At 72.3% G+C, this 12,283-nt stretch carries 11 protein-coding genes; 7 read left to right on the top strand and 4 right to left on the bottom strand.

What is annotated here, in order from left to right:
* Nucleotide 1: 1 nt before the first annotated feature.
* Nucleotides 2-382, bottom strand: a complete 381-nt coding sequence (locus tag ACERZO_RS04995) for an ATP-binding protein (RefSeq protein ID WP_372662376.1) — start codon at nt 380-382, stop codon at nt 2-4.
* Nucleotides 383-600: 218 nt separating this feature from the next.
* On the opposite strand from ACERZO_RS04995, the gene ACERZO_RS04990 reads away from it, so the two are divergent.
* Nucleotides 601-840, top strand: coding sequence for a hypothetical protein (locus ACERZO_RS04990; protein ID WP_372662373.1), 240 nt, complete (start codon nt 601-603; stop codon nt 838-840).
* 71 nt (nt 841-911) lie between these two features.
* Nucleotides 912-2,057 (top strand): NAD(P)/FAD-dependent oxidoreductase, encoded by a 1,146-nt coding sequence (locus ACERZO_RS04985; protein WP_372662370.1) that lies wholly within the window; start codon nt 912-914, stop codon nt 2,055-2,057.
* 41 nt (nt 2,058-2,098) lie between these two features.
* On the opposite strand, the gene ACERZO_RS04980 is transcribed toward ACERZO_RS04985, so the two are convergent.
* The 3 genes from ACERZO_RS04980 to ACERZO_RS04970 all read right to left on the bottom strand — a co-directional run bounded on the left by ACERZO_RS04980 (nt 2,099) and on the right by ACERZO_RS04970 (nt 7,674).
* Nucleotides 2,099-5,773, bottom strand: a complete 3,675-nt coding sequence (locus ACERZO_RS04980; protein ID WP_372662367.1) for a CARDB domain-containing protein — start codon at nt 5,771-5,773, stop codon at nt 2,099-2,101.
* Between the two features lie 119 nt (nt 5,774-5,892).
* Complete coding sequence (locus ACERZO_RS04975; RefSeq protein WP_372662363.1) at nt 5,893-6,750, bottom strand: TIGR03619 family F420-dependent LLM class oxidoreductase; 858 nt, start codon at nt 6,748-6,750, stop codon at nt 5,893-5,895.
* Between the two features lie 42 nt (nt 6,751-6,792).
* On the bottom strand, nt 6,793-7,674 hold the full coding sequence (locus ACERZO_RS04970) for an FkbM family methyltransferase (protein WP_372662360.1): 882 nt from the start codon (nt 7,672-7,674) through the stop codon (nt 6,793-6,795).
* Here ACERZO_RS04970 and ACERZO_RS04965 point away from each other — a divergent pair.
* The 5 genes from ACERZO_RS04965 (at nt 7,673) to ACERZO_RS04945 (ending at nt 12,282) form a co-directional block, all read left to right on the top strand.
* Nucleotides 7,673-8,119, top strand: a complete 447-nt coding sequence (locus ACERZO_RS04965; RefSeq protein WP_372662357.1) for a hypothetical protein — start codon at nt 7,673-7,675, stop codon at nt 8,117-8,119. The two genes, ACERZO_RS04970 and ACERZO_RS04965, sit on opposite strands and share 2 nt — an antisense overlap.
* Before the next feature lie 251 nt (nt 8,120-8,370).
* Nucleotides 8,371-9,561, top strand: coding sequence for a sialidase family protein (locus ACERZO_RS04960; RefSeq protein WP_372662354.1), 1,191 nt, complete (start codon nt 8,371-8,373; stop codon nt 9,559-9,561).
* Nucleotides 9,558-9,803, top strand: coding sequence for a hypothetical protein (locus ACERZO_RS04955; protein WP_372662351.1), 246 nt, complete (start codon nt 9,558-9,560; stop codon nt 9,801-9,803). The genes ACERZO_RS04960 and ACERZO_RS04955 overlap by 4 nt, the downstream gene beginning before the upstream one ends.
* A gap of 36 nt (nt 9,804-9,839) precedes the next feature.
* On the top strand, nt 9,840-11,831 hold the full coding sequence (gene ligA, locus ACERZO_RS04950; protein ID WP_372662348.1) for an NAD-dependent DNA ligase LigA: 1,992 nt from the start codon (nt 9,840-9,842) through the stop codon (nt 11,829-11,831).
* A 58-nt stretch (nt 11,832-11,889) separates the two neighbouring features.
* Nucleotides 11,890-12,282, top strand: a complete 393-nt coding sequence (locus tag ACERZO_RS04945) for a hypothetical protein (protein ID WP_372662345.1) — start codon at nt 11,890-11,892, stop codon at nt 12,280-12,282.
* The last annotated feature ends 1 nt before the right edge of the window (nt 12,283 follow it).

Below are 12,283 nucleotides of genomic sequence, written 5' to 3'. Positions count from 1 at the left end.
GTCAGGACGCGAGCGGGATCTCCGCCCACACCGTCTTCCCGCCGTCCTCGCGGTGGAAGAGCCCGCGCCGGCCGGAGCACGCGGCGACCAGGGTGAGCCCGGTCCCCGCCGGCGCGGCGTCCGGGGCCACCGGGTCGAACCACGCCGACCCGCCGGCGTCCTCCACCCCGATCCAGACCGCGGCGTCGGCGCAGATCAGCAACGCCCGCAGGGGCCCGGTGGCGTGGCGGACCGCGTTGGTCGCCAGCTCGCCGGTGATCAGCACGACGTCCGCGACGACGTCGGCCGGGATGTTCCCCGCGGCCAGCCGCTCGCGCACCCAGGACCGCACCAGCCTGATCTGCGCCGGCTCGGCCTCGAACTCGAAGCTTTCCCGCGTCATGTCTAAGGCACCTCCCCCAGAAGGATTCCCCCGGGACCGGATGACCGGTCCGCGCCGTCCTCACACGTGAATTAGCACGAACGGACGCATCCACTCGTCGCCCGACGGCCACTGGGCGGGCGATTCCGGCCGTTCACCGCAGCCGGGGGCGCGGGGCTGTTACAGATCCCGGCCGGTGCGCGACACCACCGTGGACAATGCCGGGGAAAGCGGGGTCGATGACGGGCGAACGGCAGGTGCGGCTGCGGCTGGGCACCCGCGCGGTCTCGGTCCCCGCCGGGCACGGCCGCGAAGTGGTGGAGTACGCCGGGGTGACCGTGCTGCGGGTCGAGGACGGCGAACCCGTGGAGCAGGCGTGGGTCCCGGTCGGGACCTGCCCGAGCTACGCCGACGACGAAGCGTTGATCGCCGCCTGGCACGCGGCTTTGGTCTGGAGCCGCTCCCCCACCGACGCGTGAACCGGGCCACACCTGTCACACGGGCGCGCCGGCCGGTGTCTCGATGCCGAACCCGCATCGAAGGAGACACCATGACCGAGCCCACCGAGGTCGTCGTGATCGGCGGCGGATACGCCGGCGTCATGGCCGCCAACCGCCTGACCCGCCGCGCCGGCGTCGCCGTCACGCTGGTCAACCCGCGCCCGCACTTCGTCGAGCGCATCCGCCTGCACCAGCTCGCCGCCGGTTCCGGCGACGCGGCGGTGGCCTACCGGGACGTCCTCGCCCCGCGCGTCCGGCTGGTCGTGGACAGCGTGACCCGCGTCGACGCGGCCGCGCGCCGCCTGGACCTCGCGGACGGCGGCGCCCTCGGCTACGACTACCTGGTCTACGCGGTGGGCAGCGCCGGCGCGGCGGTGCCCGAGTTCGCTTACCCCGTCACGACTTTCGAGGAGGCGCGGCGGCTGCGGCCGGTCGTCGAGGGGGCGGCTTCGGTGACGGTCGTCGGCGGCGGCCCGGCCGGCATCGAGACCGCGGCCGAGCTGGCGGAAGCGGGCCGTGCGGTGACGCTGGTCTGCGGCGGCGAGCTCGGGCCGTACCTGCACCCCCGCGGCCGGCGGACGGTGGCCGCGCGGCTGGCGAAGCTGGGCGTGACCGTGCTGGCCGACGCGGCGGTGACCACCGTGACCCGCGACGCCGTCCGGCTCGCCGACGGCCGTGAGCTGCCGAGCGCGGTGACGGTCTGGACCGCCGGGTTCGGCGTGCCGGACCTGGCCGCGCGCAGCGGGTTGAGCACCGACGCGCTCGGCCGCCTGCGCACGGACGAAACGCTGACGAGCGTGGACGACGACCGGATCGTCGCGGCGGGCGACGCGGCGGCGCCGTCGGACCTGCCCTACCGGATGGGCTGCCAGTCGGCGGTCCAGCTGGGCCCGCAGGCCGCCGAGACGGTGCTCAGCCGGCTCGCGGGCACGGCTCCCGCGGCCGCCGACGTCGGCTTCGCCGGGCAGTGCCTGAGCCTCGGGCGCCGCGCCGGGGTCTTCCAGTTCTCCCGGCGCGACGACACCGCGACCCGGCTGCACCTGCGCGGCCGGCTGGGCGCGAAGGTCAAGGAGCTCGTCTGCGCGAGCACCGTCAAGCAGCTGGCTTACGAGGCCCGCAAGCCCGGGGCCCGCAAGTGGTGGGTCAAGGACGCGCGACGGCCCGAGCGGCTCGCCACGCGGCCGGTTTCCGTGTGACCGGCCGGGTGCCGGGGCGGTCCGCCCCGGCACCCGGTCCCCTACCTGGTCCCGCGCCGGACCTCGGCTACCACCGCCGGCACCGGGGCCCCGTTGATCACGAACTGCGAACCCGGCTCGATGACGACGTCACCCTTCGCCGAACCGGTGATCCGCACGTTCGTCAGCGTCGCGCTGCCGCGGGCGCCGCTCATCGCGAGGATCCCGGCCCCGTTGCCCGACTTGTCGACGGTCACGTTCGTGACTGCCGCCGTCACCACGCCGCCGCCGGTCTTGAACTGGATGCCGTCGTAGGTCGAGTCGTGGATCTCGGTGTCCCGCAGTGTCACCCCCGGGATGTCCTTGCCCTGCGCGAAGAACGTGATCGCGCCGAACTTCTGCTGCTCGCCCCAGAAGACACCGCCGCAGCGGTACAGGGCGTTGTTGGCGATCGTCGTCTGCCCGGAGAACGGCAGCGGGTCGTGGTCGGTCGCCAGCATGATGCCCGGGTAGTTCATCGTGTCGGACACCAGGTTGTTCTCGATCCGGTTCCCGTACCCGCCGTAGACCGCGAGCCCGTTGGCGCGCCAGGGAAGCTGGATCGTGTTGTTGGTGAACGCGTTGTCGTGCGCGATGTCCACCGACGGGTCCTTCACGTACTGGTTGGCCCACACCGCGAGCGAGTCGTCCCCGGTGGTGCGGAAGGACGAGTTGAACACCTTGGAGTTGCGCGTGCCGTTGGTGAAGTTGATGCCGTCGGCGTAGGTGTCGCGGATCCGCATGCCGCTGAACTCCAGGCCGTCGGCCGGGCCCCACAGCTCGGGCTTGTTGCTGTAGTCGCGGCCGACCCAGACCCCGACGTTGGCGTGCTCGATCCACACGTTCGAAATCTTCGTGCCGGTGCCGAACCGGCCGTTGAGCCCGACGCCGCCTTCGGCGTTGCCGTCCCCGCCGCGGATGCGGCCGGACCCGAAGATCGCGATGTCCGAGATCTGCACGTTCTTGTCGATGTCGAAGCCGAAGTTGCCTTCGTGCGGGTGGTTGATCGTGCCCGCGTCCTGCGGCTGGATCAGCGAGTACAGCTGCGACCGCCACATGCCGGCGCCGCGGATCGTCACGTTGGAGATGCCGACCTGGTTGTACTGGCCGCCGCCGTTGGGCACGGTCGGGTCGTCGGTCAGGATCTTCGCTTCCTGCCGCCACTGTCCTTCCGGGATCCAGACGCAGGCGATCCGGCCGTTCTGGTCGTCGGTGACCGCGCGCTGGATGGCCGGGGCGTCGTCGACGCCGTCGCCGGAAACGGCGCCGTACTCGGTGATCGACGTGCATTCGGCCGGCTTCGGCAGCGCCGGGGCCACCTGTTCGAGGTCGACCAGGTCGATCACGTAGTACGCCGCGTTGTCGCCGCTGTCCCGCTGCAGCCGGAACCTGGTGCCCGGCGGGTAGGACTGGGACAGCAGCGCGTGCGACTCGTCGAACAGCCGCCGCGCGTCGCCCTGCGGCGTGTTCGTCAGGCCTTCGGGGTCGTCGGTGGTGCCGTAGAGCCAGCTGTGCGTCGACGACAGCGTCAGCTTCTGCGCGAAGGTGCCGTTGACGTACAGGCTGAGCGTGTAGTCCTGCCCGCCGCCGCCCGCGGCGTCGGGGACCGAGTTGCGCACGACGATCGAGTTCGCCTGGTTCGCCGACGTGACCTCGACGTACTGGCCCTGGCTCGCCAGCCGGACGGACTGGCGGCCCGAGGACTCGGTCGCGAAGTTCGTGTGCCCGAACGTGCGCAGCGCGTCGGCCTGCAGCAGCTGTCCCTGGTACTGCGCGGATTCCGCTTCGTACTCGGTGTACGGCACGGCCGCGCCGCGCCCCACCACGATGGCCCGGGACAGCTCGTTGTTGGACTCGTTGGTCTCCGCGACCGTGTTCGTCGCGTCGGCGGTCGCGGTGAGGGTGGCACCGCCGTTGGTGGCGGTCCACGTGCCGGAGAGGGCGACGGTCGCCGTGGCCCCGGCCGCGATCGCGCCCGTGGCACCGGTGAGGGTGGTGGCGCCGGCGGTCAGCCGCGTCACCGAGGTGCCGGCGCCGCTGGTCCCGCGGTTGTGCACCGCGACCGTGAACGAGACCGCCGCGCCGGCCGCCGGGTTCGCCGGGGTGGACGTGATGCCGGTGACCTCGAGGTCCGGGCCCGGCGCCTGGGCGATCACCAGCGGCGTCGGTGAGGTGAACGTGTTGTTGGTGTCGTCCTGTTCGACGACCGTGTTGGCGGGGTCGACCGTGGCCGAGACGCTGTAGGTGCCCTGCGGGCGGGTGCCCGCGTTCACCGTCACCGTCGTGGACGCACCGGCCGCGAGAGCACCGACGGCCGCGCTCCCGACGACCGTCCCGCCGAGGCTGACGGTGGCGGTCGTGGCGGCCGCGGGCGCGGTGCCCGCGTTCTTCACGGTCGCCGAGACCGCGACCTGGCTGGTCTCCGTCGGGTTCGCCGGGGTCCACGTCGTGCCGGTGACGACCAGGTCCGGGTTCGGCGCCGGCGTGCCGAACACCTGGAACTCCGCGACCTGCCCGCCGGGCGCGCCGGAGTTGGCCGTGAACCGGAGCCGGACGTCGGCCGCCCGCCCGCTGACGGGGATGGTCACCGTGTTCTGGTTGGCGGCGGGGTCGAAGCGGTAGTCGGCGCCCGCCTTGAGGGTGGTGAACGCGGTGGCGCCCTGGTCTCGGCCGAGGACTTCGAAGGCCTGCGTCCGCGCGCCCCAGACCGCGTCCGGGTCGAGCTTCACGACGACCTGGTCGAGGTCGGCGTTCGCCCCGAGCTTGACGGTCAGCGTGCTCGGGTGGCCCGAGGCTTCCCAGTAGGTGCCGGTGTTCCCGTCGTTCGCGTTGGCGGCGACGAAGGAGAAGACGCTCGAGGAGGCTTCGATCGGCTTGCCCGCGGCGAGGTCCCGGCCGGCCTGCGTGCCTTGGCGCACCACGTGGTTGCTGTCGGCGGACTCGTGCCCGGCCGCGTCCTTGGCGCGCACGAAGTACTCGACGCGCGTGCCGGCGGGCCGCGTCTCGGTGAACTCGGTGCCGGCGACCGTGCTGACGGGCGCGCCGTCGCGGTAGACGGTATAGCCGGTGACGCCGACGTCGTCGGTCGAAGCCGACCAGGCGAGCTTGATCTGGCCCGAGCCGGGTTCGGTGAGCGCGAGGTTCGCCGGCGCGGTCGGGGCCTGCGTGTCGCCGGAATCGGGGCCGTACAGCTCGAACTCCGAAAGCTGGGCGGCGGGCCACTGGGTGTTCGCGGTGACGTTCAGCCGGACGTACCGGGTCGAGGCGGTCACCGGGATCGTCACGGTGTTGGTGCCGGCCGCGAAGGCGTACCCGGTGGCGGCGGCGAGATCGGTGAACGCCGTGCCGTCCGCGCTGCCGCGCACGGCGAGGGTTTCGGTGCGGGATTCCCAGGTGGCGGGCAGTTTCAGCACGATCCGCGAGAGCGGCTTGGCGGAGCCGAGGTCGGCCTGGATCCACTGCGGGAACGCGTTGTTCGCGGACTCCCAGTAGGTGGCCTGGCTCCCGTCGACGGCGTTGGCGACGGGGTAGCCGGGCAGCGCGCTGCTCGCCGACACCGTCCTGGTCAGGGGTATGTCGGCGAGCGGCGCTGCTGTTCCTGGTGGCGCGCTCGCGGCGGCGGCGAGGGAGAGCCCGGCGGCGGACAGCCCCACGGCGAGGAATCCGGCGACGAGCCGGGACAGGCGCGTTCGAGTCATGGCGTCTTCTCTTCTTCGAGACGGCGGGGAGGGGACTCAGAGCCACCCGAGCATGCAACAAGTGAGCGCCGTCACGCAAGAACTTGACACCGACCAGAAAATTTACGACTCCCCTCCTGTCACTCGACTGGCCCAAGCGCGAACCGTTCGGCAAAGGCCGCCATTTCGTCCCGCCGCGCCGCCTGGTCGGTCGCCGCCGGACTCACGACCACGCGGGTCACGCCCTCGTCCGCGAGCACGTCGGCATCCTCTGTGGACATTCCGATCGATCCCCATCGGGTGTGCTGCAGGGCATCGGGGTCGTGCCCGTGCTCGGCGGCGGTGGTCCGGGCGAGGTCGAACCGGCGGCGGCGTTCGGCCGGCGTGAGCAGCCCGCCGGGGAAGTAGCCGCCTCCGGCCCGCCCGGCCCGGCGTGCCGCGGCCGGGCTCGAGCCCCCGACGTGGATCGGCAGCCGGCCGGTGGGCTTCGGGAAGCTGCAGACGTTCTCGAAGCGGAAGAACTTCCCCGCGTGGCTCACGCCGTTCCGGTCGCCGTCCCACAGCAGCCGCAGGACGTCGATCGCCTCGTCGGCGCGGCGGCCGCGAGTGGCGAAGTCGACCCCGGCTGCTTCGGCTTCCCCGGGCAGCGCGCCGACGCCGACGGTGAGCAGCCGCAGGCGCCCGCCGGACAGCAGGTCGACCGTGGCCAGCCGCTTCGCGAGCAGCACGGGGTGGTGGTAGGGCAGGAGCAGGACGCCGGTGCCGAGCAGCAGGCGCCGCGTACGGGCGGCGACGAAACTCAGGCAATCGAGCGGGTCACCGTAGGGCAGCGACGGGTCGAGCTCCATCGGCCCGATCTTCGCGCCGGGGTGGAGCGCGACGTGCTCGGGAACGTAGAGAGACTCGAAGCCGAGGTCTTCGGCATCTTGCGCGAACCGCGCGAGAACGCCGGGGTCCACGCCGAAATGGGGCGTGCTGTAGCTGATTCCGAACTTCACGGGGCGTGACGCTAGAGCTTGACGCGCCCGTCAAGGCAATGGTCAGCGCAGCGCGAACACCATTCCGATGTCGGCCGCCCGCTGGACCGGGTCCTGCACCGCCTCGACCGCGAAGCCGCGCGTGGCGAACACGTCTCGGACGCGGTCCCGGTTGGCCGACCACCGCTCCACCTCGACGACCGCTTGGCGGACCAGTGGCCAATGGCGGTCTTCGATGCCGCGCAGGACTTCCAGCTCGGCGCCCTCGACGTCGACCTTCAGCAGGTCGATGCGGTCGATGCCCTCCTCGTCGAGCACCGGCGAGAGCGGCCGGACGCGGACGCGGTGGGTCTCCAGTTCCCGCATCACCCGCAGCTTGCGGCCGACGAGCCCGCGCAGGACGGGCGCCGGCACGCGGCGGGCCGCCGGGCCGAGGCCGCCCCGGCGGATCATTTCGACGATGCTGGCCGTGACCCGGCGGCGCTCGGCCTCGACGTTGCCCTCGTCGCGCCACGACGACGAGAAGATCGTCGCGCCCGGGAAGTAGCTGAAGTCGAGCTCGTCCTCGCCGGCCGAAAGCCCGAAGGGCAGCGCTTTCAGGCGGCCCGCGAAGTAGTCCTCGGCATTGCGCGCGAGCTTCTCGAACAGCGGCGGCAGCGGCTCGAAGGCGTAGATGCGCACGTCGCCGGCCAGCCGTTCGTAGACGGCGGCGGAGAAGACGCCGACGTTGGCCCCGACGTCCAGGACGGTCGCGCCGGGCGCGAGCTCGACGCCGTTGGCGAAGTAACCGCCGACCTCTTCGCGCAGGAACGACACTTCCCACGGGTTGATGCTGTGCAGGTCCATCGTCACGTGCAGAGGCTTATCAGTCCCGGGCGCCGCGAGCCAGCCCCATCGGTAGGTCACCCGATCGTGGACGGCGGCGTGGGCCACACTGGAGGGCATGACCGCGACGCTGCTCATCGCCCGCCAGCTCGAGGTGCACGACCACCTGTTGGCCCGGGGCTGGCGGCTCGACGGCGACACCGGCCCGGCCGACGTCAAGTTCCTGGACGACGCGACGGCGGGCTGGTCGTACCCGGCCAGCTTCGGCGGCCGGCGGACCAACGAGGTCGGCGACACGACGCCGATGGTCCTGCAGTGCTACTTCACGTTCGGCGACGAGGGCGAAGTGGTGTTCGGGGTGCTCCCGGCGGGCAACCTGCGCGGCAGCGGGTGCGCGAAGCACGACACGAAGGAACGGCTGTTCCCGCTGACCGGGACGGGGCATGTGGATCTGGTGACGTTGACGGCGATGGTGGACGAGCTGGAGCCCCTCGCCCGGGCGCACGACGTGCGCGCGCTGGTCGAGTGCCGGTACTTCGGCCCGTGCGGGACTCGCCGGCGGTAGTCGGGATGGGTCGGGGCGGCCGCGCCAGCCCGCGTGCCGCGAATGTCGCATTCGGGGCGTCGGACGTCCCGAATGCGACTTTCGCGACCTGCGCACCCGCGGCCGACCGAGCCGGGTTCACGACCGCGCTCCCCCGCCGGCGCGCAACGTAGTCCTTGACGATCGAGCGCGGCCTCCTTAGGTTGTCGGGACATAGGACGTCAGACATCCCATGTCCTACCTCGACGAGGAGGTCGAACCCGGTGTCCCCGATGCGCAGACTCGGCACGATCCTGCTGGCCGCCGCCACCCTGGGCCTGCCCTGCACCCCCGCCGCCACCGCCGCCACACCCTGCACTTCCTCGGTGCCCTTCACCTCCGGCACCGAGGGCTACGACACCTTCCGCATCCCCGCGATCGTCCGGGCCGCCAACGGCTCCCTGGTCGCCTTCGCCGAAGGGCGGCGCGACTCCGCCGGGGACTCCGGGGCCATCCAGACCGTCTCGCGCACCTCGCGCGACGGCGGCTGCACCTGGGGACCGCTCTCCGTCGTCGACAGCAACGGCGACGCCACCGCCGGCAACCCGACCCCCGTGCGAGCGCGGAACGGCGACCTGGTCCTGCTGACCGTCCACAATGGACTCGTGTCGGAGAAGCAGATCATGTCCGGGCAAGCGTCCGCACAGGACACCCGGCGCGTGTTCGCGCTGCGGAGCCACGACAACGGCCGCACGTGGAGCAAAGCCCAAGACATCACCGCCGACGCGAAGCTGCCCGGCTGGCGGTGGTACGCCACCGGCCCCGGGCACGCCACCCTGCTGCGCCACGGCCCGCACGCCGGCCGGATCGTCGTGCCCGCCAACCACTCCAGCTCCCCGCCGGCCGGCTCGGCCGACGTCGGCACCGAAGCGAAGTACTACGGCGGCCACGACCTCTACAGCGACGACGACGGCCGCACCTGGCACCTCGGCTTCACCGACGACCGCACCGACGGCGTCGTCGCCGCGAACGAAACGACCGCGACCGAACTGCCCGACGGCACCCTCTACTTCTCCAGCCGCAACCAGGGCTCCGCCGCCGAGCACCGCGTCGACGGCTACAGCGTCGACGGCGGGAAGACGCTCGTCCGGCCGTACCAGGTGCAGCCGGCGCTCTCCGGGCCGAAGGTCGAGGGCAGCGTCCTGCAGACGACCGTCCCGTGGCTGCTCGTGTACTCGGGTCCGGCCGACCCGGCCACGCGCGCGGTCATGCAGTTGCGGCTGAGCACCGACCGCGGGCGCACCTGGCGCGCGGGCCCCACGCTCACCAGCGGGCCCGCCGCCTACTCCGACCTGGTCCAGGCCGACCCCGCCACGCTCGGCGTCCTGTACGAGACCGGCACGGCGGGCCCGTACGAGAAGATCGTGTTCGAGCGGGTGCGGTCGAACCCCGGGCAACTCGGGAACACCCCCGCCGGGAGGTGACCGCCGCGGCCGGACTGCCGGATCCGCGGGTGCCGGGGCCGGCGCGGTTGCGGGAGCTGGGGTTCCGGCTGGTCCTCTGTCCGATCTCGACACTGCTCGGGGCCACCGAAGCGATGCGCGCGGTCCTCGGCCGGATCGCCGCCGACGGCACCCCGGCCGGCGCGGTCCGCGACCTGCCCGGGCTGACCGGCTTCGCGAACCTGGTGGGCCTGCCCGAGATCGAGGAGATCGGCGGCCGCTGACCTTTTTCGTCGGTGCTGCCCGGTAATGTCCTGTCCGTGGAAGCACGGGAACGCATTCAGGAACTCGCCGATCGCATCGTGGTCCTCCGCGACGCGTACTACCGGGGTTCGCCCGTCGTGGCGGACGCCGAGTACGACGCGGTCGAGGACGAGCTGCGCGCGCTCGTCGAAGCGAACCCGGAGCTGGCCCCGGACCCGAACCCGCTCGACCAGGTGGGCGCGCCCGCCGTGCTGCACGCGCCGATCCGGCACTCGCGGCCGATGCTGTCGCTGGAGAAAGCCACCAAGCCCGAGCAGGTCGAGGCCTTCTTCGACCGCTTCCCCGGCCAGCCGGTCGTCGTCATGCCGAAGCTGGACGGTCTGTCGCTGGCCGTCGTCTACGAGGAGGGCCGGCTGCAGCGGGCCGTCACGCGCGGGGACGGCACGACCGGCGACGACGTCACGGTGCTGGTCCGGGCGCTGACCGACGGCATCCCGGAGCGGCTCGACGCCCCCGGCCGGGTCGAGGTGCGCGGCGAGGCCGTCATGCTGCGCTCCACCTTCGCCGCCTACAACGAGGCACACCCCGACAAGCCGCTGATCAACCCGCGCAACGCCGCCGCCGGCACGCTGCGGGCCAAGGACCCGGCCACCGTCGCCGAGCGGCGGCTGCAGTTCTTCGCCTTCGACCTCTACACCGACCCCGACAGCGCGGACACCGACCTCGGCGGCGCGCTGCAGACGCTCGGCTTCACCGCGGCCGACATGCGCCGGTGCGCCGACGCGGCGGCCGCGCAGGAGGTGATCGGCGAGATCGAGCGGCGGCGCAACGAGCTGGACTACGACCTCGACGGCGCCGTCCTGCGGCTGGCCGACCGGGACGCCTACGCGGCGGCCGGCACCCGGTCGAGCTCGCCGCGCGGGGCGCTCGCCTTCAAGTTCGCCGCCGAGGAGAAGACCACCGTGCTCGTCGATGTCCGCTGGGACGTCGGCAAGACCGGCAAGATCGCCCCGGTCGCCTGGCTGGAGCCGGTGTTCGTCGGCGGCACCACCGTCACCCGCGCGACCCTGGCCAACCAGGAGGTCATCAAAGCCCGCGGGATCAAGATCGGCGACACCGTGCTCGTGCGCCGCGCCGGGGACGTCATCCCGTTCGTGGCCGGCGTGCTCGACGCGTCGAAGCGCACCGGCGAGGAGCGGGAAATCGTGCCGCCGTCCGCGTGCCCGTCGTGCGGGCAGCCGCTGACCGAGCAGGGCAACAGCCGGGAACTGTTCTGCACCAACGTCGCCTGTCCCGCGCAGACCGTGCGGCGGCTGATCCACTGGGCGTCGCGGGCCGCGGCGGACATCGACGCGATCGGCGGCGTGTGGATCGAGCGGCTGGCCGAGTCCGGCGACCTCGAACACCCGTCCGACTTCTACCGGCTGACGAAGGAGCGGCTGCTGGAGTTCGACCGCATCGGTGAGGTTTCGGCCACGCGCATGATCGAGTCGATCGACGGCAGCCGGTCGGTCGGGCTGCGCCGGGCGCTGATCGGGCTCGCCATCCCGATGGCGTCCGAAGGGACCGCCGCCCGCCTGTGCCGGGCCGGGTTCGGGTCGCTGGAGGACGTCGTCGAAGCCGGGGTCGACGGGCTGGTGGCCGTCGAGGACATCGGGCCGAAGGTCGCCACGTCGCTGATCGAGCACCTCACGCGCCTGCGGCCCGAACTCGAGCGGCTGCGGGAGCGCGGCGTTTCGCTGGACGTCCGCGAGGAGGACCTGCCGCCGGTCGTCGCGGCCGGTGCTCCCCTGGCGGGCAAGACGGTGGTCGTCACCGGCTCGATCAGCGACCCGCGGTCCGGCGAGAAGGTCCCCCGGCCGACGTTCCAGCGGCTGTGCGAAAAGGCGGGCGCGACCATCGCCTCATCGGTGTCGGCGAGCACCGATCTGCTCATCACCGGCGCCGACGTCGGCGCCGCGAAACTGACGAAAGCCGAGAAGCACGGCGTCACCGTGGCCGACCAGAGCGAAATCTGGCCGCAGCTCATCGAAGCCGGGATCATCTGAGGCAGGGGCTCGTGAGATGCTGCGACCGCGCAGCAGGCTCGAGGGAGAGGCGGAGCGGGTGACCAGCTGGACCGATGTGATCAACTACGTTCGGACGCGGTACGAGGTCCTGGAGGACACCGACGGCTGGCTCCGGTTCCGGTTGGAAGGTCCGGACGGCCGCACGCAGCAGGTGACCGCGCACCACGTGGAAGAACTGCACGGCGGCTCGTGGGTCGAAATCTCCTCACCGGTCGGCTGGGCCGACAAGATCGACCTGCGCCGGCTGCTCGAACTGGCCGGCAACTCGGCCGTCGGCGGCGCGGCGGTCGTGGACGGCGTGGCGCTGCTCAAGCACACCGTGCCGCTGGAAGATCTCAGCATCGAGCACGAATTCGAACGGCCGCTCAAGTCGGTCGTCGCCCGGGCCGACTCGCTGGAACACGAGCTGACCGCGTCGGACGAGTTCTAGT

This window comes from Amycolatopsis kentuckyensis (genome assembly GCF_041679295.1).
GTDB lineage: Bacteria > Actinomycetota > Actinomycetes > Mycobacteriales > Pseudonocardiaceae > Amycolatopsis > Amycolatopsis kentuckyensis_A.
This window is presented reverse-complemented; position numbering and strand designations above follow the sequence as displayed.

What these genes read in the sequence shown, in the direction of transcription:
- ACERZO_RS04965 (WP_372662357.1), top strand. Translation starts at nt 7,673, where the DNA reads ATGACCGCGACGCTGCTCATCGCCCGCCAGCTCGAGGTGCACGACCAC.
- ACERZO_RS04990 (WP_372662373.1), top strand. Translation starts at nt 601, where the DNA reads ATGACGGGCGAACGGCAGGTGCGGCTGCGGCTGGGCACCCGCGCGGTC.
- ACERZO_RS04970 (WP_372662360.1), bottom strand. Translation starts at nt 7,674, where the DNA reads ATGCCCTCCAGTGTGGCCCACGCCGCCGTCCACGATCGGGTGACCTAC.
- ACERZO_RS04980 (WP_372662367.1), bottom strand. Translation starts at nt 5,773, where the DNA reads ATGACTCGAACGCGCCTGTCCCGGCTCGTCGCCGGATTCCTCGCCGTG.
- ACERZO_RS04960 (WP_372662354.1), top strand. Translation starts at nt 8,371, where the DNA reads ATGCGCAGACTCGGCACGATCCTGCTGGCCGCCGCCACCCTGGGCCTG.
- ACERZO_RS04995 (WP_372662376.1), bottom strand. Translation starts at nt 382, where the DNA reads ATGACGCGGGAAAGCTTCGAGTTCGAGGCCGAGCCGGCGCAGATCAGG.
- ACERZO_RS04985 (WP_372662370.1), top strand. Translation starts at nt 912, where the DNA reads ATGACCGAGCCCACCGAGGTCGTCGTGATCGGCGGCGGATACGCCGGC.